The 22159-nt window shown below is 39.6% G+C and carries 22 protein-coding genes and 1 other annotated feature; of the genes, 10 read left to right on the forward strand and 12 right to left on the reverse strand.

Features of this window, described 5'->3' with window-relative positions:
* Positions 1 to 141: 141 nt before the first annotated feature.
* A complete protein-coding gene (locus MKY27_RS07810) occupies positions 142 to 432 on the forward strand; it encodes a hypothetical protein (RefSeq protein WP_339199240.1) in 291 nt (96 codons plus the stop codon).
* 19 nt (positions 433 to 451) lie between these two features.
* Positions 452 to 985 carry a GrpB family protein gene (locus MKY27_RS07815; RefSeq protein ID WP_339176348.1) on the forward strand — a complete coding sequence of 178 codons (534 nt, stop codon included), beginning with the start codon at positions 452 to 454 and terminating at the stop codon, positions 983 to 985.
* Positions 986 to 1033: 48 nt separating this feature from the next.
* On the opposite strand, the gene MKY27_RS07820 is transcribed toward MKY27_RS07815, so the two are convergent.
* Positions 1034 to 1834, reverse strand: a complete 801-nt coding sequence (locus tag MKY27_RS07820) for a methyltransferase domain-containing protein (RefSeq protein ID WP_339199242.1) — start codon at positions 1832 to 1834, stop codon at positions 1034 to 1036.
* Between the two features lie 355 nt (positions 1835 to 2189).
* On the opposite strand from MKY27_RS07820, the gene guaC reads away from it, so the two are divergent.
* Both guaC and MKY27_RS07830 read left to right on the forward strand, forming a co-directional pair.
* Positions 2190 to 3170: a GMP reductase gene (gene guaC, locus MKY27_RS07825; protein WP_339199665.1), complete on the forward strand. Its 981-nt coding sequence runs from the start codon at positions 2190 to 2192 to the stop codon at positions 3168 to 3170.
* A gap of 62 nt (positions 3171 to 3232) precedes the next feature.
* Positions 3233 to 3466 (forward strand) — a binding site (T-box leader).
* Positions 3467 to 3542: 76 nt separating this feature from the next.
* Positions 3543 to 5132, forward strand: a complete 1590-nt coding sequence (locus MKY27_RS07830; RefSeq protein ID WP_339199243.1) for a 2-isopropylmalate synthase — start codon at positions 3543 to 3545, stop codon at positions 5130 to 5132.
* A 181-nt stretch (positions 5133 to 5313) separates the two neighbouring features.
* Here MKY27_RS07830 and MKY27_RS07835 read toward each other — a convergent pair whose 3' ends face one another.
* From MKY27_RS07835 to MKY27_RS07860, 6 genes are all read right to left on the reverse strand, one after another.
* Positions 5314 to 6309, reverse strand: a complete 996-nt coding sequence (locus tag MKY27_RS07835; protein WP_339199245.1) for an LLM class flavin-dependent oxidoreductase — start codon at positions 6307 to 6309, stop codon at positions 5314 to 5316.
* Positions 6310 to 6370: 61 nt separating this feature from the next.
* The gene (locus MKY27_RS07840; RefSeq protein WP_339199248.1) at positions 6371 to 6943 is read right to left on the reverse strand and encodes a YdcF family protein; all 573 of its coding nucleotides are present in this window, start codon (positions 6941 to 6943) and stop codon (positions 6371 to 6373) included.
* A gap of 64 nt (positions 6944 to 7007) precedes the next feature.
* Positions 7008 to 7979, reverse strand: coding sequence for a TDT family transporter (locus MKY27_RS07845; protein ID WP_339199250.1), 972 nt, complete (start codon positions 7977 to 7979; stop codon positions 7008 to 7010).
* 83 nt (positions 7980 to 8062) lie between these two features.
* Positions 8063 to 8377, reverse strand: coding sequence for a multidrug efflux SMR transporter (locus tag MKY27_RS07850; protein WP_339176356.1), 315 nt, complete (start codon positions 8375 to 8377; stop codon positions 8063 to 8065).
* Positions 8377 to 8715, reverse strand: coding sequence for a multidrug efflux SMR transporter (locus MKY27_RS07855; protein ID WP_339176358.1), 339 nt, complete (start codon positions 8713 to 8715; stop codon positions 8377 to 8379). The genes MKY27_RS07850 and MKY27_RS07855 overlap by 1 nt, the downstream gene beginning before the upstream one ends.
* A 5-nt stretch (positions 8716 to 8720) precedes the next feature.
* The gene (locus MKY27_RS07860) at positions 8721 to 9287 is read right to left on the reverse strand and encodes a TetR/AcrR family transcriptional regulator (RefSeq protein WP_339199253.1); all 567 of its coding nucleotides are present in this window, start codon (positions 9285 to 9287) and stop codon (positions 8721 to 8723) included.
* A 96-nt stretch (positions 9288 to 9383) separates the two neighbouring features.
* On the opposite strand from MKY27_RS07860, the gene MKY27_RS07865 reads away from it, so the two are divergent.
* Positions 9384 to 9941: a DNA-3-methyladenine glycosylase I gene (locus MKY27_RS07865; protein ID WP_339199256.1), complete on the forward strand. Its 558-nt coding sequence runs from the start codon at positions 9384 to 9386 to the stop codon at positions 9939 to 9941.
* Positions 9942 to 10141: 200 nt separating this feature from the next.
* Here MKY27_RS07865 and MKY27_RS07870 read toward each other — a convergent pair whose 3' ends face one another.
* From MKY27_RS07870 to MKY27_RS07885, 4 genes are all read right to left on the reverse strand, one after another.
* A complete protein-coding gene (locus tag MKY27_RS07870; protein ID WP_339199258.1) occupies positions 10142 to 10324 on the reverse strand; it encodes a hypothetical protein in 183 nt (60 codons plus the stop codon).
* A gap of 22 nt (positions 10325 to 10346) precedes the next feature.
* Complete coding sequence (locus MKY27_RS07875) at positions 10347 to 10826, reverse strand: hypothetical protein (RefSeq protein WP_339199260.1); 480 nt, start codon at positions 10824 to 10826, stop codon at positions 10347 to 10349.
* A gap of 98 nt (positions 10827 to 10924) precedes the next feature.
* A complete protein-coding gene (locus MKY27_RS07880) occupies positions 10925 to 11344 on the reverse strand; it encodes a universal stress protein (RefSeq protein WP_339176365.1) in 420 nt (139 codons plus the stop codon).
* 13 nt (positions 11345 to 11357) lie between these two features.
* Positions 11358 to 12791: a SulP family inorganic anion transporter gene (locus MKY27_RS07885; protein WP_339199263.1), complete on the reverse strand. Its 1434-nt coding sequence runs from the start codon at positions 12789 to 12791 to the stop codon at positions 11358 to 11360.
* Between the two features lie 240 nt (positions 12792 to 13031).
* Between MKY27_RS07885 and MKY27_RS07890 the strand changes: the two genes are divergently transcribed.
* Both MKY27_RS07890 and yfkAB read left to right on the forward strand, forming a co-directional pair.
* Positions 13032 to 14849, forward strand: coding sequence for a dynamin family protein (locus tag MKY27_RS07890; protein ID WP_339199264.1), 1818 nt, complete (start codon positions 13032 to 13034; stop codon positions 14847 to 14849).
* A gap of 137 nt (positions 14850 to 14986) precedes the next feature.
* Positions 14987 to 16090, forward strand: coding sequence for a radical SAM/CxCxxxxC motif protein YfkAB (gene yfkAB / locus MKY27_RS07895; protein ID WP_339199266.1), 1104 nt, complete (start codon positions 14987 to 14989; stop codon positions 16088 to 16090).
* Between the two features lie 106 nt (positions 16091 to 16196).
* Here yfkAB and MKY27_RS07900 read toward each other — a convergent pair whose 3' ends face one another.
* Positions 16197 to 18131 (reverse strand): right-handed parallel beta-helix repeat-containing protein, encoded by a 1935-nt coding sequence (locus MKY27_RS07900; RefSeq protein WP_339199268.1) that lies wholly within the window; start codon positions 18129 to 18131, stop codon positions 16197 to 16199.
* Positions 18132 to 18406: 275 nt separating this feature from the next.
* Between MKY27_RS07900 and MKY27_RS07905 the strand changes: the two genes are divergently transcribed.
* The 3 genes from MKY27_RS07905 (at position 18407) to MKY27_RS07915 (ending at position 21877) form a co-directional block, all read left to right on the forward strand.
* A complete protein-coding gene (locus MKY27_RS07905) occupies positions 18407 to 19525 on the forward strand; it encodes an AAA family ATPase (RefSeq protein ID WP_339199270.1) in 1119 nt (372 codons plus the stop codon).
* Positions 19526 to 19549: 24 nt separating this feature from the next.
* Positions 19550 to 20932 carry a VWA domain-containing protein gene (locus tag MKY27_RS07910; RefSeq protein ID WP_339199272.1) on the forward strand — a complete coding sequence of 461 codons (1383 nt, stop codon included), beginning with the start codon at positions 19550 to 19552 and terminating at the stop codon, positions 20930 to 20932.
* Between the two features lie 114 nt (positions 20933 to 21046).
* Positions 21047 to 21877, forward strand: a complete 831-nt coding sequence (locus tag MKY27_RS07915; RefSeq protein ID WP_339199668.1) for a DUF2785 domain-containing protein — start codon at positions 21047 to 21049, stop codon at positions 21875 to 21877.
* The last annotated feature ends 282 nt before the right edge of the window (positions 21878 to 22159 follow it).

A 22159-nucleotide genomic window follows, 5' to 3' on the forward strand; every position in this document is an offset into this window, starting at 1 on the left:
GATGGTAGTTTGCCACGGGGCGTCGTGAGTATGCATTTTAGTTAATCCATATAATATGGTTACATGTTTATTTTAAAAAATAGTCTCCTGAAGATTGATTTAATTTACTTCACTTCACTAGATAGTAGGAGGGAATGACACTTGGAAAAAGCAAAAGTCGGGATGATTCTGGGGATTTTTTCTATATTGCCGGTGATCATAAGTGTAATTTATTTTTATTCTGTACGAGGACCGAACTCTGATATTTACAGGACAATTGCAGTGTTAACTATTTTATCTATTATAGGTCTTATTACTGCGGGAATAACTTCATGGATATTAAAGGGTCGCCTAAGTAGACTAGTAATCGGATTAATTGGAATCATCGCCAATCTTGCAGTGTTAGTCGTTGCATTTCTTTTATTATTAGCTATGGGAATAAGTGAACCATGACTTTTTTGAGGAGGGACGGATGAGAAAAACAACAATACTTCCTTGGACAGAAGCTTGGGTAAAACAATTTGAAAAGGAAGAAAAAATACTTAAAAATACTTTTGGAGATGAATTGCTTGGAATAGAACATATCGGCAGTACTTCTCTTTCGACAATCGGTTATGCAAAGCCTGTTATAGATATATTACTCGTTGTAAAAGAAATCGGAAAAATTGATTTATATAATGAAACTATGACAGAACTGGGGTATGAACCAAGAGGTGAGAATGGAATAGCAGGCAGAAGATACTTTCCAAAAGGTAAGAATAATAGGACACATCATGTTCATATTTATCAGGAAGGACATGAAAATATAGATATACATTTAGATTTCAAGAAATACTTATCCCATTTTCCAGAAGTCGCAAAAAGTTATGGTGAATTAAAAATAAAATTAGCGAGACAGTTTCCGAATGAAACGCATCAATATCAGAAGCATAAACAGGATTTTGTTGATGGATTGGTTGAACAAGCAATAAACTGGAGCGCTCAACAAAATGAAAATAAATTATAAGTAATAGAAGAAGCCAGTTTGTTTAATTAAACTGGCTTCTTTTTGTTATTAAAAATCAGCGCACAGTACAAAACTATTTAACGAAAGAAGAGGCTTTGTTTGCTCATTCATTAAATAGGCATAACTGCGAATTAAGGACTGAATTTTGGTCGGAACTTCCGAGAATTCATTCAGCAAGTAATTGCTGTAGTCAACTTCCCACGATCCATCCTGTAAATAGCTGGCGTCGACTGTTTGGTCAACTTTGATTGAAAAGCCTTCGCTTAGCATAAGTTCCTTTATTTGCGTTTTATGAAAGAGATTTTGGATATTCCCTTCATTTTCTGTAAATGCTGTATAGAGCGCGGCAATATTAGCTGCGCAAAAATGGGCACGCTGGGCATCTGAAGTATAATCGATATCCCACTCAGCAAAACAGATTCGATCGGCTATTTGCTTGGTTTTTTGCAAGTATTTCTTTAACAGTTCGATACTTTCGAAATACCAGGAACAATGGGATAGAACGACGACATCAAATTTCTCGTCGAACACCATTTGCAAAAAATCGGTTTCATAGTAAAAATCGATTCGCTGTCCTAATGGTGATTGTGAAATTGTTTCTGCTGCTTCGCCTAATGTGATCGGGGCACCATATTCGGTTGAAGCGATATCGATTGCGACAACACGTCCTGTTTCTCCGACAGCATCGGCCAATACAATCGTTGTATCACCTTGACCGCATCCGATTTCAAGTACTTTCATACCTTTCTTAATTTGAAAGGTTTTGACAAGCTCCATACGATGTGTTAATTGTATGCGTTGGATTGTATCGTTCCCGATAATTTTCATACAGTTTAATAAATGTTCCAATGTTTTTCAGCTCCAATAATGATTGATTATTGAGCCAATTTCAGCTCAATCTTATTTCTGAACGTTCAACCATTTCTCTAACATCAATTCATCGACTCCTTTTCAATAATTCTATTAAAGCATTGCATCAGGCTAGTGGACAATAGTTATTTATAAATAAGGGGAAATATAATTTTTTTACGTTTACAATGAAGAAATTTGTTTAGATTCCTTAAAAACCGAACAATTATATTAAAATTAAATAAAATATTCGTTTTATGGTTGACAACGTTTTCATTGTTTTGTAAAGTAACAGATGTCGAATGATTATTATAAAAAAACGAAAAATGTTCGTATTTAGGAGTGTAGTGAAATGATAGATACAGTTTTTGATTATGAAGATATTCAATTAATCCCTGCAAAGTGCATAGTGAAAAGTCGTACAGAATGCGATACAACCGTAACTTTGGGTAACCATACATTTAAACTTCCGGTAGTTCCGGCAAATATGCAAACAATTATTGATGAGCAATTAGCAGAAAAATTAGCTGCACAAGGCTATTTCTATATTATGCACCGTTTCCAACCTGAAAAGCGTGCGCAATTTACCCGCGATATGCAAAGCAAAGGCTTGATCGCATCGATTTCTGTCGGTGTTAAAGATGAAGAGTATACATTTATCGAAGAGTTGAAAGATGCTCAGCTTGTACCGGATTATATTACGATTGACATCGCACATGGTCACTCAAACCAAGTGATTGAAATGATCGGTCATATTAAAAAGCATTTACCGGACAGCTTTGTCATTGCAGGAAATGTCGGTACTCCTGAAGCAGTACGTGATCTTGAAAATGCAGGGGCAGATGCGACGAAAGTTGGGATTGGCCCAGGTAAAGTGTGTATTACAAAAATTAAAACAGGCTTTGGTACAGGCGGCTGGCAGTTGGCAGCACTTCGCTGGTGTGCAAAAGCAGCTTCAAAACCGATTATCGCGGACGGCGGTATTCGTACACATGGGGATATTGCCAAATCAGTGCGTTTCGGTGCATCAATGGTGATGATCGGTTCACTTTTTGCTGGTCATGAGGAATCACCTGGCCAAACAGTGGAAATCGACGGCAAACAAGTAAAAGAATACTTCGGTTCTGCTTCGGAATTCCAAAAAGGCGAGCGCAAAAACGTTGAAGGCAAGAAAATGTATGTTGATTCAAAAGGATCGATTTTCGATACACTAACTGAAATGGAACAAGATTTGCAGTCGTCCATTTCATATGCAGGTGGTAAAACATTATCGGCGATCCGTAACGTTGATTATGCAATTGTTAAAAATTCAATTTTCAATGGCGATAAAATTTAAATTTTCTGATAATAAGTGTTGACTTTTTATTTCATTGCCGGTAAACTTCATTTCAAGGTAATATCTAGGCAATGATTGGAAGTAGTAAATAGCTTGTATACTTTAAGAGAGCCAGTGGGTGGTGCAAACTGGCAGATACAACTGTTGAACTCGTCCATGAGCTACGACCTGAAGTTACAGTAGGGAAGTCGGAAGTCTCCGTTAAAAGACAGGCAAACTATTTGTCGATAAGTGGAATGTTCCAGCAATGGGCATTCAATTTAGAGTGGTACCGCGAGTATAACCTCGTCTCTATGAATTTGTTCATAGAGGCGAGGTTTTTTATTTTATATACTGTTTTAAAATCATTTGAGAAGAAAAGGGGTTATGAGAATGAGTAGAAAAATTTGGGTTTTTGATACGACATTACGTGATGGTGAGCAAGTGCCTGGGGCTAAACTGAATTTATATGAAAAAGTGGAAATTGCCCAGCAGTTAAAAAAGCTCGGTGTTGATATTATTGAAGCCGGATTCCCAGCATCTTCACAAGGTGATTTTGAAGCAGTAAAAGCTGTGGCTCAAAAGGTTGGCCAAAATTCGAATATGATGATCACGGCACTTGCCCGTGCGGTAAAAGATGATATTGATTCTGTATATAATGCAGTGAAATACGCCAATAATCCAATGATCCATATGGTTTTAGGAACATCCGATATTCATGTGGAGAAGAAGTTCAGTAAATCGAAAGACCAGATCCTGCAAATCGGAGTTGATGCAGTAAAATACGCGAAAACGTTACTGCCGCAAGTACAGTATTCAACGGAAGATGCATCCCGATCTGATTTTGAATACCTGTGGAAAACGATTGAAGCGGTCATGAAGGCCGGCGCTACGATGATTAATGTACCGGATACAGTCGGATATGCCGAGCCGGAACAATGGGGAGAGATGATTGCCAAGCTGAACTATCGAATGAAAAACCTGGACGATTCGGTACTGCTTTCTGTTCACTGTCACAACGATTTAGGGATGGCGACTGCCAATACATTAGCGGCGGTCAAAAATGGTGCCGATAAAATCGAAGTGACGATGAACGGTATTGGCGAACGTGCTGGTAACGCGGCGTTAGAAGAAGTTGTGATGGCGATTAAGACGCGCGGTGATGTGTACGATGTGTTTACAGATATTAATACGAAAGAAATTATGAATACGTCTCGCTTAGTTTCAAGCTTCATGGGTCTTGATGTGCAAGTGAACAAAGCGATTACAGGTGATAATGCATTTGCCCACTCATCAGGAATTCATCAGGACGGCTTATTGAAATCACGTGATGCTTATGAAATTGTCCATCCGGAAGATGTTGGCCTGGATGATATGGAACTAGTGTTAACAGCACGCTCCGGTCGTCATGCAGTGAAAAATGCGCTATCTAAACTTGGATTTGATGATTTCTCGGATGAAGAGTTTGAAGGTATTTTTGAAAGCTTCCTGAAACTGGCCGATTCGAAAAAGGAAGTTTACAACCATGATCTATATGTCATTGTTGAAAGCTACTACGAAAAAACAGAGAAGAACAATCCAAACAAGGAATCCTACTCTGATCAGTTTTATGATATCGAAGACTTACAGATTATTTCAAATGCTGCTTTCCCGTCAGCCAGCGTAAAAATTCGCCGCGGGGAAGATGTATTCAAATCAAGTGCGGTCGGCTCCGGTCCGATTGACGCCCTTTATTCAGCCATTGCGAACGTTACAGGAATCAAGGTAAAGCTTGTTGAATATAACATCAGCTCTGTATCACGTGGGCAGGAAGCATTAGGGAAAGTAAAAATTATTATTGAATATGGCGGAGAAAATTATATTGCTAAAGCAGCAGATACGGATATTTTAAAAGCTTCGGCTATGGCCTATATTAACGCTATAAACAGTGTGATTGTCGCAAAAATTGCCCCGCAACCAGTTACGACGACAGCTACAGTATAAACAGGTTGAAGTGAATAGCATATGAAAATTATAGGCAGTCCAAATTGTACGATATGTAAAGTTTGGACTGCTTTTTTAGTTGTAAAGTTACGTTTGTGTTTCCATTACGGTTAAATTAACGTGAGAAACAAAAAGTAGAGCCACTTGAAAATACAAATGGCTCTACTTTTTTAAAATTCTATTATTTTTTAAACTGTTCCATTAATAGACGGTAGCTGTTCAGACGCTGATCGATCGTATATAAATTACAGTTGATCATCGCTTCATCAAAGCCGTAATATGCCTGTTCTTCTCTAATCTGATTCGCCACATCTTCGGCAGAACCGATCAGCATAAGCGGACGGTTTTCTTCCAGAATCATTTTATCCATCTCTGTAAGCGGATAGTCATTTGCTTCCTCAGGAGAAAGCACAGTCAGGAGCTTACCACGCATCAAGTTCAGGCGGGTAATTTGCATCGGCATCGATAAGTATTCCGCTTCTTCCGCCGTTTCAGCTACACTGATCGCATAAGTCGTAATAATTTGCGGCTGTTCCATAAAGTATGATGGCTGGAAACTGTTGCGGTATGCATCGAAAATCCCTTTAGACATTTGTCCATTGAAGAACTGGGCAAAGGAATAGCCGACACCCGCTTCACCCGCTTTTTTCGCACTTTGTCCGCTTGATCCAAGCAGCCAGCTTTGCGGAAGCTGTATTTTGAAAGGAGCGGCGACAACATTATCATAAACCGCTTCACCTGTACGCTGTTCATTCATTAAACGTAAAATAACTTCGAGTTTATCGTATTGTTCTGTCAGGTCAGGTCTGCGTCCACTTGCAAGCGCAGTCATTGCAGGCATATCCCCGCCAGGAGCACGGCCTGCACCGAAATCGATACGACCTGGTGCCAACGCAGCCAATGTTTTAAATACTTCTGCCACTTTATATGGAGAATAATGCATCATCATAATGCCGCCCGTTCCTACACGGATACGCTCTGTTTTCGCCGCAACATAGGCAGCTGTTACTTCAGGCGCCGAGCTGGCAAGGGAAGTTGTGTTATGGTGCTCTGCAAACCAGATTCGTTCATAACCTTGCTCATCACCAAGTTGGGCAAGCTTCACTGCATTTGCTAGTGCATCGGTTGATGTCATGCCTTTGGAAATAGGTACTTGATCTAATATACTAAGTTTCATTGAAATTCACCTCAACTGTTCGTTACAGTTTACGATAACGAATTGAACGGCAAATGTAAAATTATTGGCCTCTCGTATAGGCCTTAATGATCGCAAGACGTTCGCGAATACGTGATTTTGTATTGACGACTTTTGGCGTAGGGGCAGCCACTACATCCGCCTTTAAACCAAGTTTGCGAGCGAGAATGGTCGCACGCTTCAAATGAAAATCATTTGAGATGATCGTGATGCTCTCTGTATCTTCAGGCATCAGTTCTTTTGCGAACAACAAATTTTCATAAGTCGTTGTAGACTGATCTTCCAATAGCACTCGATCTTCAGCAATCCCATGTTTGATTAAATAGTCAGCCATAACAGAGGCTTCTGTGCGATCTTCATCAGCACCCTGACCACCTGTAACAATCGCTTTTACGGTAGGATATTTTTGAAGATAATCCACTGCCGCATCTAAACGGTTTTTTAATGATTGGGAAGGGATGCCGCCTGGTTTCACTTTTGCGCCTAAAACGACCACATATTCGTTGGAACCGTCTGCCTCATTTTTTAACACTGCATTCATTTCATAGTCAAGCCAGTAGAAAATTAACACGAGGATAAGAACAATAAATAATAGTGCAAAAATAATTCTTTTCAAAAAAATCCCCCCTTTATGTAGTATACGATGCATAAAGGGGGAATGTTTCGCTATTGCGAAAGAATTATGAAATGGCTTCTTTTTCTTCTCGAATGACTCTGCGCTGTAGTCGTACTTGTACAGACAAGTAGTTGATATAGCGGATAAAAACATAAAATACAATAATTGCAGAGAAAGTTATTTGAAAATAAAAATAAGGTTCCAGCCAATTTGTCGAAATCCCGTTTTGCCCGAAATAATGAATGATCCCATAAGTGGCCGTAGCAGAAATTACTAACGGGAATGTAAAGGCAGCATAGCTTGGATAAAAAGGCAGCTGTAAGGCACCCGGTAATTTCGAAAGTACTAGTAGATACATGATTTGCGCGAGGATGAATAATGTCAGCACAATGCCGAATTGACTTTCAAACTGCTGGAAATAAGCAGCTAAACTAATCGAAACGGGCGCAGTTAAAATTGTCAGCATCGGAATCGTAGGCTCCGGCAAATCTTTTTTAATAAATACACGGAAAATAAGAATCGGTAGTAACACAATGAAAGCACAAATCGCAAAAATAACAATCGCTTTTGTGAATATGCCGGAAAGATCACTCGCTGTTAGTGGCAAGACGGCAGTCCCGACAAACATAATAAGCCAGCTTGGATAAATATCCGAAATCGAAATTCGTTTTTTCCAAATAAACGTTCGGATAAAATAAAAGATTATAAAGATTTGAGTCGTTGCAGCTAGAATCCAGATCATATGTATAACGAAATCACTTACACCATAATAGTGTAAACCACTACTGATCGATAAAGTCCCCATCGTAAAAGTGGGAGATACTGATGCAATAATCGGGTTTTGCATTTCTGTTAGAATACTGGAAAACGCAAAAATCAGTTTTCCGATAATTAATAGAAATAAAAAGATCCCTATAAAAAAACAGACGTGACCGAAAGCGGCTTTGTCCATACTAAAAAATAAATTTCCCAATGAAACCAGTCCGAGCATGAGCCCACTGATAGGAATTGGGACTACTTGAAATAAATTTCTCACAATGGCCTCCAACATTTCACAACAAGGTGCACACTCTATGAAAAAATTCATAAAATGTACACATTGTTTCTATTAATTCTATTCTACTGCGTAATTTTTAATCCGACAACCGCAATAATAATAAACGAAATAAATAGAATTCTTTTCCAGTCCTTGGATTCATTATAAATAAACATGCCTACAAGCGTCCCTCCGACTGTCCCGATCCCTGTCCAGACAGCATAGGCGACACCCATCGGCAATTCTTTCATTGCCAGTGAAAGGAGAGAGAAACTGAAAATAAAAGAACCGATCAGAAACGCATAGGAGCCGAATGATTTCTTCTGGGCAACTTTATTCATTCCGATCACACCGCCGACTTCAAAAAGTCCGGCAAAAATTAAATATACCCAAGCCATTATGCATCCCTCGTTTCTTCCGGATCATTGGAAATAAGCTTTAACCCAATCACACCGATCAATAATAGTCCAATAAATCCGATTTTCGTGAAGCTGAACGGCTCGTTGAAAATGACCGTTTCCGCAATGACCGTACCGGCAGTCCCGATCCCTGTAAACACTGCGTAAACAGTAGCAACAGGCAGTTTCTCTGTTGCGATAATTAAAATATAAAATGATATTACGATTAATGCGGCAACTCCTACCCATAGCCACACAGAGTTTGCGTATTTCAGTCCCATTGCCCAAACAATTTCAATGATGCCAGCCAATAGGACGAGTATCCAATATTTTGTCATGATGTCTACACCTCAGCTCTTATTCCTCTGTGAAATATGGTCCATCCCGCCTGCAAACGTTTTTCACACCGTTCACTGCCGCCATAAAGCATTTCGACATACAGACTATCAAGCAATGCCAAAAAGCCGATTGCTGCTTCATTCGCTGCAACGGACAGTTGCTGTTCTTTTAAATAATCCGTGAATAGCCTTTCTAATTCGTCCAAATAAATGTACGTTTGTTCACTTAACTGCTGCTCCAAATGTTGCGGCATTAAGAAAATCGAACGCATGAAAAATTTAGTTTCCGCAAATGATTCAAAGCGTTGCTGAAAAGATTGCAGATATGACAGTAATACTTTTTCGACAGGAAGTTGTTGATGTTTTGCGATAAATTCTTTTGCAAATAACAGTTCAGCTTCCATTGCCTGTTTCGATATCGATAAATAGAGTGCATCTTTACTTTTATAATACGTATAGATCGATTGTTTCCGTATTCCTACTTCTTCCGCAATCTGGGCCAGTGATCCGCCGCTGTATCCGTGTTCACTGAAATTGAGCAAAGCGGCCTGTATGATCTTCTCTTTCGTCATGTTATCACCTTCCTGACGTTCGTAAGGTAAGAGTAGCAAATATTGATTGCGATTGCAAACGTGTTGGATTACAGTGGTTAACAAGAGGTGAGTACAATGGAGCGTTGCAGTTGGGTAAAGCTGGATGAACCGATTTATGTGAAATATCATGACGAAGAGTGGGGCGTCCCCGTTTATGACGACCGGAAGCTATTTGAAATGCTCTGTCTGGAAGGGGCGCAGGCAGGTTTAAGCTGGTTGACTATTTTAAAAAGAAGAGAGGGGTATTTGGCAGCATTTGATCAGCTCGATGCAGAAAAGATTGTACAATATGATGACGAAAAAATTGAAGCATTAAGAAATGACGAACGCATTATCCGCAATCGGCTGAAAATCAAAAGTGTCGTCACGAATGCCGAGAGCTTTTTAGCTATCCAAAAACAATATGGCACCTTTTCAAACTATATTTGGTCTTTTGTCGACGGTAAGCCGCTGATCAATTCATGGGAATCATCCGCACAAGTACCGATTACGACAGAAATAAGCGACCGTATGAGCAAGCAACTGAAAAAAGACGGATTCAAATTTGTCGGCAGCACAATCTGTTATTCCTATATGCAGGCAGTCGGCATGGTAAATGACCATACAACGAATTGCCACTGTTTTAAAAGGTAAAGAGGGGCGGATTTCTGCCCCTCATATAGAATTTGTGGATTATATACTTGGAAGTGAGGAATAACGAGCTAGAAGTGAGGATTAAACAAGAGCAAGTGAGGATTATTCAGCCCGAAGTGAGGAATATTTTGCCCGAACTGAGGAATAAATATTGATTCAACACAATTCAAACGGACGTCTTGTTATTTAATCTACAGAAGTTAAAGCACTAAATTTTGCAAAAGCGACACCGTTAAAATAATAGTCGATAAAGTTCCTGCGGATACTAAAACGTACATCTTTTTTCGGTTTACTTCTTTTGTAGGTTTTGCAGCTTCTTTAGAAACGGCGATCCAAATCACAGTCGAAACTATGGCTAGTACGATTAAAGCGGCACTCGACATCAATAATTCCTCCCCCGAAATCCTAGTTTTTTATCGCTTGTTCTACATAGGCTAAAAAATGATTATAGTTGGGCTTGCCATCAAAATATAGCTTCACTTCATAAATGGGACACAATGCATGATCCAGCTTTTTAGAATAAAGAACGGATTCGTCTTTCACACTCTGTTCATATCCATTTAAATGTACGGTATTTGCTTTTACGGAATTAAATTCAAACCAGCGATAGTGCCCGTCTTTGTGATTTTTTATGACTTCGCCTAAATACGCACCAATACGTGTGATGAGCTTCTCTGAATGCTCTTTTAAAAGCTGCTGACCGAATTCTGTATGGAGTATCCGTTCAGCGTACTCATTAACGAGACGAACACTATCAATTGAATAATCCAAATTAGCTTTAGTTAAATGATTCTGATCCCATTGTTCAGGTGAAACATCTTTAAATAACAAATCCGCAATAGATTTCTTATTATTTTTAATTAGTTTAGGTTTTAAGAAAAACACAGTTCCCACCTCATCTTCAATCTGACCTGTTAACCACAATTATACATAAAATAAGACAAAACATTTTAGTCGAACTAAAAATGTTTTATCTTCTTTGCTTACTTCACTAGCATCGCTGGGCATTGGACGCGCTTCATCACTTTATGTGATACGCTCCCCAGTACCATTTCCTGCAGACTGTTTAACCCGCGGCTGCCGATCACAACTAAATCTACATTTTTTGTATTGGCATATTTGATGATTTCAGGACCCGGTGAGCCATGAATGATTTCTACTTTATAACGAACTTGTTGCTCGCTGAACAGTTCCTCGATCGGCACAAGCTTTCGACGGCGTTCCATGTAAAGACTTTCAATCGAACTTGAATGCAGTACATCCGTTTTCGCTTTTTCCATATCAATGATAAAAAGGATGGTTACCATTGTTTCAGAATTGATTTGGGCTATTTTTAAAGCTTCCTTAGCCGCACGTATCGAGTTTTGCGAACCATCAGCGGCCAGTAAAATGTGTTCATACATAATGAGCCACCTCCTAATCGATTAATGTCGTACCGGTTAACTTCCTCAATAGCTGTTTACTTGACTCATCAATATTCAAATAGGTTACTTCTATATTTTTCGCTTTCAGCTGGTCTTTCACCTTCATTAAAGCACCGATTGCCGAATCATCCCACACTTTGCATTGGGAAAAGTCGATAACGATGGAAGACGACTCACTGTGAACCGTTTTGAAATAGTTAATAAAACCTTCCGTTGAAGCGAAGAATAGTTGCCCTTTGACAAAGTATGTTTTCCCTTCCTGCGAAATACTTACACGCGAGATTTCGTTGACGAAAAACAGTGCGCTGACAACAATACCGGCTACAACACCTAACGCCAGGTTATGTGTATAAAGGACAACCGCGATTGTCAGAAGCATCACAAAGACATCTTTTTTCGGTGCTGTCACAGCATATTTGAATGATTGCCAGTCAAATTGGGTAATACATACTACAACCATTACACCGGCAAGTACCGGCATTGGAATTTGAACGACATAATCGCCCAAAACGAGTATTAAAAACATTAAAAATACACCAGCAACAAAAGTGGAGAGTCGGCCACGTCCGCCGGATTTTACGTTAATAACAGATTGTCCGATCATCGCACAGCCGGCCATACCACCGAAGAAACCGTTAATAACATTGGCGATCCCTTGTCCGCGCGCTTCTTTATTTTTATCGCTTTCAGAAGCCGTCATATCATCCAAAATTGATGCAGTCAGTAATGATTCGACCAATCCGACAACAGCCAGAGCCAATGAATAAGGTAAAATAATCATTAACGTTTCAAAATTAAAAGGAATATCAGGTATTAAAAATGATGGCAATGATTGTGTAATTGTCCCCATATCTCCGACTGTATTTAAATTAAAGCCTGAATAAATAGCTACTGCCGATAAAATAACTACAGCAATGAGCGGGGCCGGAATACCTTTAATGACAAAAGGAATTACGTAAATAAGTGCAATTGTCGCCAGAAGAAACACCCATGTAACGAAGTCGCCGCCAATAAAGTACGGTGTTTGGGCCATGAATACCAAAATCGCCAATGAATTCACAAAGCCGATCATTACCGCATTCGGAATAAACTTCATCAGGCGTGCAATTTTCAGCATTCCGAAAATGATTTGGATAATTCCAGTTAAAATCGTTGCAGCGAGTAAATACTGCAATCCATGGTCTTTAACAAGCGAGACGATAACGAGAGCCATCGCTCCTGTTGCAGCGGAAATCATCGCAGGACGACCACCGACAAAGCTGATTGTTACAGCGATTACAAATGAGGCATAGAGTCCGACCATCGGATCTACACCGGCTAAAATAGAAAAAGCAATTGCTTCAGGGATGAGGGCAAGTGCGACAACCAGTCCTGCCAGCACATCTGAGCGTACATTCCCAAACCATTGCTCACGGATATTGTACATATATTGTGTAGCTCCTTTTAAATATTCTTCTACTATAATAGCATGCAAATCATGCCCGGCAATAGCAACATTATGATGTAATTTAATTTCTTCAATAAAATTTCCATGTGTTAATACCTAGTCGACGTTTTATTGATTAAGTATGAGGAACCAATTATTTCGAATTTCGTAATTACTTGTCCACATGGAAATGACTGCGTTTATAATAGAATAACAATTGTTTGTAAAGGAGTGACCCGTATGAATGAGCGATTCAGCGAACAGCTAAACAACTTTGATGAACATAATCCGTTGGAACAATTAATTGAACGGTTAAAACCTTTGCATAGTATTTTATCTCGAAATAGTTATGTAAAAGATACGTCAACCCGTTTAAAACAGATAATCAATGATGCAGACAGTCAGCCAATCGTGCTCTTTCTCGGAAAAGAGCGCGTTGGGAAAACGACCGTAATCAACAGTTTACTCGGCAGAAATCTGCTGGAAGACCGCCCATCAGAACCGACGAGGACCAATACATTTTTAAAATACGGAGATACGGAATATATTAAAGCCGTATTTATAAATGGAATGGAAGTAACCTTTGATATTGCCAACATCTCATTATTCACCATTTCGAATACGGAAAGTGCCAAAATAATTCGTAAGCATCTGGATTATTTGGAAGTATATATAACGTGCGAGCTTTTAAAAAAAGTAACCATTGTCGACTCGGTTGCGCTGCAAGCAGGCGCAAACAATACAGCCTACTTTCCACCTGCACTCTTGAAACGCTGCAATGAGGTGTTCTGGGTACTGCAGGCGGGTTCACCTGCCACAGAGGCTGAATTAAACTTTATAGAAAAGCTGAACAAAATGGGGATTACGGCACATTTAATCGTAAACGGGATTGACCGGGTAGATGGGGAAGTGGAAACCTTTCTAGATAGGGAGAAAGAACGTTACGGCTACTTTATAGGAGAGGATGTCCCGGTATCGGCTTTACAGGCCCAGGAAGCACGTACTACGAACAGTTCACAGCTGCTTATTGATTCCCGCATTACACAGTTGTCACAGCTGATGTTCCAGTTAATTGAAAACAGGCAAAAAAAGACACGCCATATAACGGAGCGATTTATACAGTGGCTGGAACGACTGCGTGTGGAAATCAATACAATTCCTGCAAGAGAACCGTATGTATCGGCGTTTGAGTATGTCATTCAGCATCAAAACGATTTTAATGAAGATGCAGCGCAATTACAACACGATAAAGCGCTCATCAGCTCTCTTGACAAACAATATGAATCGGTCAGTAAAGTGTTCAAAGAAGTACAAACTCTTTTTCAGCTGTTACAGACACTGGAAAGCCATTCCTATTTACGTGATCCGATCATCGATATGTATGAGGAAATGGCGGGGCTTTACCAAAAAAATGTGCGTGATTACCGAAAATTGCATGTCGAGTACTCATTGGAATATGGACAACTTGAAAAGCAGTACAAAAAACAAACGGGGGTGTCACTCACATTCCCGTTAAAAGAGAGTGAACTTACACCGTTTCTGTTGGAGCGAATTCAAACGTTGAATAAAATCCAAAAAACTGGTGCACAAAAACTGGTGTTCATTAAAAAATACGAACAATTTGTTCTTGAAAAACTGGATGCAGTACAAAGCCGACTGAACGAGCTGGTGGGAAATCGGCTATTATCAATACACAATCAGTTAAACGAATTGGAAGCACAGCGGATTCGTGAACGGGCCAACATGACAGCCTCTGTAAATAAACTGGCTGAATTCAATTGCATTGCCGAAGCACAAAGCTTTATAAAAGATGCGATAGAGCCTCTTTTATTGGATAGAGTTCTGCCGATCAAAGAGCAGGAAAAATTGCAAATTCAACAGACGATCGATCATATTGTATCGGTTGATTTTACGTATGAAACACCAACTGCAGCAGAACCGGATGAAATGGTGGCACAGCTGAATTTGAAAGAAAAATACCAACTGTTTGAGCTGCGGTTAACTGAAGAAAATATTGTATCGGATATACCGGAATTACCAGAAAAAATCGAAATTTAAAAAAATGGCTGCGCGGGATTTTATCTCGTGCGGCCATTTGCTTTTTAACGGGACTGCTGCGAATTCCTTATCAACAATAGCCTTTCCAATACAACGGTTTTATGAGAAAATTGTACTCGCAGAAAGGAAGTCTTTAAATGAATACAATTTTTAAACCGCATGATGAATGGGAGCCATATATTGATATCGATCAACATGGTAAGCTAACTTTATCTAATATAGAGTTTACAACAACTAACTTATGTAATATGAGATGTTCGCACTGTGCAGTAGGATATACGTTATTAACGAAAGAATTACCGGCCATTCCGGCAGACGAAATTATTCGTAAACTGGATGAGGTTGAAACGTTACGAACAATGAGTTTTACAGGTGGGGAACCGTTATTAACGAAAAAGGGAATTAAGGATAACCTGTTACCGCTATTGAAATATGCGAAGAGCAGAGGCATTAAGACACAAATCAACTCCAACCTTACGTTACCGATGTCACATTATGAACTGGTAGCACCTTATCTGGATGTCATGCATATTTCGCACAACTGGTGTGATGAAAAGGAATTTGTTGAAACAGGATTTGCTATGATGGAAAAAACGCCGTCAGTTGAATATAGAGGGAACTTATACCGCAATATTTTTGACAATGCAAGAGAGCTGTCAAAAGGCGGCATGTTCGTTTCTGCAGAAACAATGTTGAACCGCAACACGGTGCCGTTTATGGAAAAAATCCACCATGAAGTAGCAAATGAAATGCTATGTAAACGTCATGAGATTCACCCGATGTATGCCAGTGATTTCGCTGAAAGTCTGGAAACGATCGGGTTGGATGAATATCGAACAGTTATCAATGAACTCCTCGATTACAGAAATAAAGATATTTGGGTGTTATTCGGTACATTGCCGTTCTATCCGTGCAGCCGGGATGAGCGAGATATCGCATTAATCAACCGGATCAATCATGCATCGAATACGACAATGAGAAATGATGTCGACGGACGTTCAAGAATGAACCTGAATATATTCTCGGGTGATATTTCGGTTACCGATTTTTCGGATGACGGTCAGGCGTTCGGTAATATTAAAAATGAATCATTGACTCAAATTTACAAGAGATGGCTCGATTCAAATATTTCCAAATCGATTAATTGTCATTGTCCTGCTGTGAAGTGCTTAGGGGCAAACGTCATTGTTAAAAACATGTATTATCCGTCTACTGAATTTGTCAGTGGGATTGTGAAATAAATAATTTAAATATAGCAATCTATCCTATTTAGGGTAGGTTGTTTTTTGTTTTGCCTGCAACTAAAAAAACTACCTGCAGCTGAAAAAGTTGCAGGTAGTAATGCCATTAGCTGATTTCGTCCAGATTCGATGAAATTTCGCTGTTATTTTCACTGTAAAACTTTGAACCGAATGAGTTGTCGACCATTGTTTCGAACAGATAAATTTTCGAATAGTTGACCGCCTGGATGTTGAAGTCGAACTTCGCATTTTGGATAATGCATTTCGAAGCATGGAGAACCGATTTGTTTTGAACAAATATATCGGATTCATGACCCTCAATAATCTGTGTTGCGTTCAGCTCGACTGAAGATTCGGAGTCGATCCATAGCTGGGAATACATATGATTGGAAATGAATGTATCCTGAATCAACGCCTCTGCATGGTTTTCAATAATTAACCCGTTACGCTCACCTTCCATCAACTCGCTTTCCTTCAACACAAGAGAACTGTCATTGATGATGATTTGCGGCATTTTATGACAGGAAATTTGGCTTTCGATAATGTGGACCGACGTATCTTTCATCGCCACAATCCCGTTCGTTTCGCCGCCGCTAATTTGGGAATGCAAAATTGTGGCATTCGTATTGCCGACCAGTTCAATTTGAATTCCCGTACCATTTTTAACAACCGATTCGGTTACTTCAAGTTCACATTGATCCATGACAAAGATACTTTTCCCGCCGATTAATTCGCTTTGGTAAATCGTCACCGTACTGTTATTTTTCCCGGCAATATGTGCGAGGTCATTGTGATTGAAATGACAGTTGTCCAAAGAGGCTTTTGCATGATTGACCGCCAAAATGCCATTGCCTTTGTTATGATGGACCGTCGTATTTAATAGGAATAATTCCGCCTCCATTACCGTTAGCGCAGCATTTTTATGTCCTGTTATCGTACTGGAAACGATCGAACAGGAAGCCCCTTTTTCTGTGTAAACCCCAATCTGTTTGCCTTCCTGAATGGTCGCATCTTTTATTGTACAAATGGAATTTTCGGTAATGAAAAGCTGCGGCAGCACATTATAGGCAAACACCGTACTATTGAAGTTGGCGATCGATTTTTCCTTTATATGAATCCCGACGCCTTGGCAGCTGTTTACTTCAGAGTTCGACATATTCAGGAAAGATTCGAGCAGTAGCTGGATATTCGCAATTTTATGAAACGCAATCAATGAGTTCTCGATCATTGCTTCTGAGTAGTCCCGTAAAATAATACCGGATTCATTGCCGTATTGAATTTGACAATCTGTTACGTTTAGGGAACTTCTTTGCATCCAGACTTGAGGTAGGTGATGGTGTTGGATTGTTGTTTTCGATAAATGTATGTTTGAATGATCTGATGCATATATACCATTACCCTCGCCATGCATCACTTCACAGGCTTCCATTTCCAATAAGGCATTGTCCTGGATAATGAGCTGTGTCCCTGAATGGTGATGTACTTTCACACGGGTTAAATAGGCCTTTGCATTTGTCTTAACCCAAAGTGCCTGATTTGCTTTTGAAAGGGTACAATCTGTTAAACGAAGCGTTGAATTTTCCGCTAGAATATGCACTTTTTTATTGTTTTCAAAATGACACTGTTCAAATTGGGCATCACTATTGTAAACCAATGTGACTGCCGCATCCGTTGCATCTCTGAACGTTGTATTTTTACAGACAATGGTTCCACCGTTCAATGCTAACAGTACATTCGTACGTCCACCTTGAATAACGCAGTTTTTTAATATAATTTTACCTTCGACGTAAATTTGCGTTGTAGGTTGAATCGTCATGTTCTCGAATGTGACCGTCGCACAATCAGCGATCACGATGGATCCTTTTATGCAGACAGTTGCATCCTTTTGTGCTGCAATCGTTCTATTTTCCTCAAAAGTCAATGTTTCTTTATATGTCCCGGATGCAACGGTAATTTCATCATGGCTCGTTGTTCGTTGCACAGCTTTTTGAATAGTTTTAATGCGTGAAAAAATTGAAGATGAAACTCTTACTGACGCCATACGATTCCTCCTACAAAACATGCTATATGTAATATGTTCACGTAAAATAACAAAATTAATCATTTGCAACTAAAATTGTGTAAAAACATGAAAAAATTTTTATTCTGCTCTTACTAAAATAGTGCAAAGTCAGCTGAAATATTCCTAGTTCTTTAAAGGAAGAAATGTGACAGGGAAAAGGTTTAAAAACTGTACAGGAAGTGTAACGTTATAAGGAGAAGATTACATAAATGTGCGGGTATCGTATTTAACGAAAAAGGGAAGGTGGTCAATCAATGTATGAACAGCTGCAAACGATCCGTCAGCAACTGAACGAACGTTTTTATGATCGGGAAGAAGAAATTGATGCGTTATTAATTGCTCTATTATCACGGCAGCACCTTTTATTTATCGGTCCGGCGGGTACGGGAAAAAGTGTGCTATCGTCAATGCTCGGTTCCATCGTTGAGGGAAGTCATTGTTTCCAGCATTTATTGACGCCTTTCAGTACGCCTGAAGAATTGTTTGGGGTACTTTCTTTAAAAGATTTGGAACAGGGGGTCTACAAGCGGAATGTGACAAATATGCTGCCGGAAGCCCATTTTGCGTTCATTGATGAAATATTTAAAGCGAACTCAGCCATCCTGAATTCACTGCTCACTCTAATCAATGAGCGGATCTATTACAATAACGGGATTCCAGTTGCTTCTCCGCTTTTGACGATGGTCGGTTCTTCCAATGAATACATTGAAGACGGGGAAGGGCTGGAGGCACTATTCGACCGTTTCTTGCTTCGCTATGAAGTAAACTATATCCGGGAAGAAGAAGATTTCATTGCCATGCTGAAAGATGATAGTAAAAAGGAAGTTTCGAAAATAACATTGGACGAGCTCTACGAACATCAGCAAAAGACGAATAAGGTGGCGATATCGGATACGATTTTTAAAGTGCTCGCTAAAATCAGGCAGGCCCTTCATGATGAAGGCATACGCCCGTCCGACCGCCGTTTTAAACAGTCACTGTCGACTTTAAAAGCTAAAGCATATTTAGACGGCCGAACAGAAGTAATTCGGGAAGACTTGCTGATATTGACGAATGTTTTATGGGAAACAATTGAACAAAAATCGGTAACAGAGCGAATTGTTAACGAAGTGGCCTTTGATACAGTCGATGCGTTTATTCACAGGACATCGACCGAGTTTGAAATGATTATTTTAACTGCAAGAAATGCGATGCTTCAAAAATCCCCGTTTGCCAAATCGGAGCTGAGTCAGCTGCTGCTAAAGGGGAAAAACTTATTTATGGAAGTACAGAATATGAGCCGGCAAATCCCGAGTCGACCGGAATTAAACAGTCTCAAAACGGAAATGCATAAACAATTGCTGCGAATCACTTCAGATGTTATCGGGTTTTAAAGAATACAGAAGGTGGGATGCTTTTTGAATGAGAACATACACGTAATCTACAGCCGAACGGTTTTTAAGGGCAGTGCAGAGCAAAAGGCACGATTTAACGAATTATTGAAAATGGCTACTTTGTTGAACGACAGCTGCATTGCAGGCGAAAAAATTGTTCCGGGCTTTACGAATATCATCGGGGATTGCTGGCATGCTTTCTATTATAAAGCGCCTGTATTAAATGAAAATGCAAAGCAACTGGATAAGATGCAGTATGATTTTGTGAAAGAGCTGCTGAAAAATGAGGAATACATTCAATGGCATGAGCTGACAAAAGGTGACGAGCTATTAAGTGTCCTCACTTCCGTCAGCATTGCAGAGCAGCTTCTTAAAAGCTTCCAATTTTATAAGGAACAAAAAAACCCTTTTCAAATTGAACAACTGGAAGCCTTTCAAAAGAAGCAGCAGACGCCAAACATGACGATTGATATACCGGAAAAACGGGAATATTTGAAACAATTATCGAAAACATCAATCGGTATGATGCTCCAGGAAAATAAAAAGAATATTCACCATACAAAAACTGCGGTTATGAAAGTCGGGACAATGGATGGCAAAAAAATCGATCAGATTCCTTTAAGAGACCAGTTTAAACTGGCGAAAATGATTAGCGAGCGAAAGGAATTGCAGAAGATTGCCGAATTAGTCGGCCGGTTTAAAAAAATTGCGACAAAAAAGCAGAAGTCAAAACAAGACGAGACGGTCCAGCATCAATCGGTGACTTTTGGGCATGAGCTGTCGCGTCTGTTGCCGGCGGAATTGGGCAACTATATGCTCGGACATAGCAAGCTAGATTTTTTAAAGCGATTAAGCGAGCAGCAAACACTTGTTTTTAATAAGAAGGGAAAGGACCGTCAAGGTAAGGGACCGATTATTGTGTGCATGGATGAAAGCAGTTCCATGACATCGATTAAAGCCCAGAGCAAAGCGTTTTGTATTGCGCTACTGAATATCGCTAAAAAACAGAAAAGAGATTTTGCGATTATCCCTTTTGCAACGAATGTAGGGGAAATTAAATTATTCAGAAAAGGTCAGGCAAAGACCCAGGATCTCATTCAGTTCAGTGACAGTTTCATTGGCGGCGGTACAAACTACGAGCTTCCATTACGGGAAGCATTGGAGCTGTTGAAGAAAAGTGAATTTAAAAAAGCGGATTTGCTGTTCGTGACGGACGGGTCCAGTTTTTTACCATCACGTTTTATCGAAGAATTTGAGCATACAAAAAAGCAGAAGCAGTTTGAATGTACTTCAATTGTATTAACAAATTTGTTCAATACCGTCGATTTGAATGTAGTCGACCGCTTTTCGGATCGGGTAATTGAAGTAAATGAATTATTTGAAGCAGAAGATGCATTTGTTTTGTGAAAAACGGGTATATTCAGAAGGTGTGCGTCTATTAGAAGAGCTTTTACCTAGTCAAATGATCGTACGTCTCTTACAATATTGTTAGGCATTTGGTTAGGAGGCGTCTTTTTGTTAGTGGAAGATTATGAAAAGTTTTTTGAAATGACGACGGAAGAGCGAAAACAATCTATTCAGGGGCACCCGTCGATATTGAATGATTTACTGGAGACAATTGGTCATGAAGAAGCAGCTATCCGTGACCAGCTGAATTACCGCCTGTTCATTTTGCTGTTGTCGGAAAATGCACTCGGTGAAACAGTTATTGCCGATTTTGTGAGCAAACTTTCCTCGACGGACGGTTTACTTTATAACATCGGTGAAAAGGGGACAACATCCGTTTTTCAGCGTTCCTATGCGGCTCTTTATTTAGCGGCAATCGTGAATGCCGATCGACAGCTTGCCATATTAAGTAGTGAGCAGTTGGAGCTGCTTGCACAAAATGCGGTGGCACTGTTATCGAAAGAGCAGGATTTGCGAAGCTTTGTCGATCCGAAGTCTGGCTGGGCACATAGCATTACGAATACAACGGAGTTGATCAACGCCATTATAGCGCATCCGTTGTATCCGATTCGGTTTACATCCCAAATACTGCAGGCAATCCGCGCAAATATTTGGAAGGGCTATGTATTTGTCGATGACGAAGAAGAACGTTTCTGCAACATTATTCAGGCATTGCTTGCCAAAAATATCGACGAAGAACTGTTCATTGAATGGTTTGAACAGCTGTTTGACCAGCTGGAAATGGTCGCCTATGAGCGCGGCTATGATGCACTTTGGTTTAAAGCGAGAACAAACCAGCTGAACGTGGCAAAAACACTTTATTTTTACTTGAAATTTGCCAATCGGAATGAAAAACTGCGCAGTATTGTATCAACATTCATTCAGCACTGGCTCAAATTAAACTAAGGGTTTTGTTTTAGTACAATAATAAATTGATTGTGATTTAAATTTATTACAAGATGTACTAAAAAAATATGCCATTTTTATTGTAGGATCATTTGTTGAGGAAACCAATGTTAGAAGAACTTTCTGACAAAGTAGGATTTCTAAATGAATTGCAGAAGAAAATGGCATTTCCGATAGGTCATAATTTTAACTTATCGCAAAAGATAATAATAATGCAATTTACTTATGTATGAATGTGCGTTATTATTGACTGTGGAGAAAAGAGCTTTACAACCTTTTCAA

Origin of the sequence: Solibacillus sp. FSL R5-0449 (assembly GCF_037975215.1) — a bacterium.
Taxonomy (GTDB): Bacteria; Bacillota; Bacilli; order Bacillales_A; family Planococcaceae; genus Solibacillus.

Bases quoted from the DNA above. Each gene is read 5' to 3' on its own strand.
- MKY27_RS07850 (WP_339176356.1), bottom strand. From the start codon at position 8,377: ATGGCTTGGGTATATTTAATTTTTGCCGGACTTTTTGAAGTCGGCGGT.
- MKY27_RS07905 (WP_339199270.1), top strand. From the start codon at position 18,407: ATGTATGAACAGCTGCAAACGATCCGTCAGCAACTGAACGAACGTTTT.
- MKY27_RS07815 (WP_339176348.1), top strand. From the start codon at position 452: ATGAGAAAAACAACAATACTTCCTTGGACAGAAGCTTGGGTAAAACAA.
- MKY27_RS07880 (WP_339176365.1), bottom strand. From the start codon at position 11,344: ATGTATGAACACATTTTACTGGCCGCTGATGGTTCGCAAAACTCGATA.
- MKY27_RS07855 (WP_339176358.1), bottom strand. From the start codon at position 8,715: ATGACAAAATATTGGATACTCGTCCTATTGGCTGGCATCATTGAAATT.
- MKY27_RS07900 (WP_339199268.1), bottom strand. From the start codon at position 18,131: ATGGCGTCAGTAAGAGTTTCATCTTCAATTTTTTCACGCATTAAAACT.
- yfkAB (WP_339199266.1), top strand. From the start codon at position 14,987: ATGAATACAATTTTTAAACCGCATGATGAATGGGAGCCATATATTGAT.
- MKY27_RS07830 (WP_339199243.1), top strand. From the start codon at position 3,543: ATGAGTAGAAAAATTTGGGTTTTTGATACGACATTACGTGATGGTGAG.
- MKY27_RS07865 (WP_339199256.1), top strand. From the start codon at position 9,384: ATGGAGCGTTGCAGTTGGGTAAAGCTGGATGAACCGATTTATGTGAAA.
- MKY27_RS07870 (WP_339199258.1), bottom strand. From the start codon at position 10,324: ATGTCGAGTGCCGCTTTAATCGTACTAGCCATAGTTTCGACTGTGATT.
- MKY27_RS07885 (WP_339199263.1), bottom strand. From the start codon at position 12,791: ATGTACAATATCCGTGAGCAATGGTTTGGGAATGTACGCTCAGATGTG.
- MKY27_RS07860 (WP_339199253.1), bottom strand. From the start codon at position 9,287: ATGACGAAAGAGAAGATCATACAGGCCGCTTTGCTCAATTTCAGTGAA.
- MKY27_RS07890 (WP_339199264.1), top strand. From the start codon at position 13,032: ATGAATGAGCGATTCAGCGAACAGCTAAACAACTTTGATGAACATAAT.
- MKY27_RS07835 (WP_339199245.1), bottom strand. From the start codon at position 6,309: ATGAAACTTAGTATATTAGATCAAGTACCTATTTCCAAAGGCATGACA.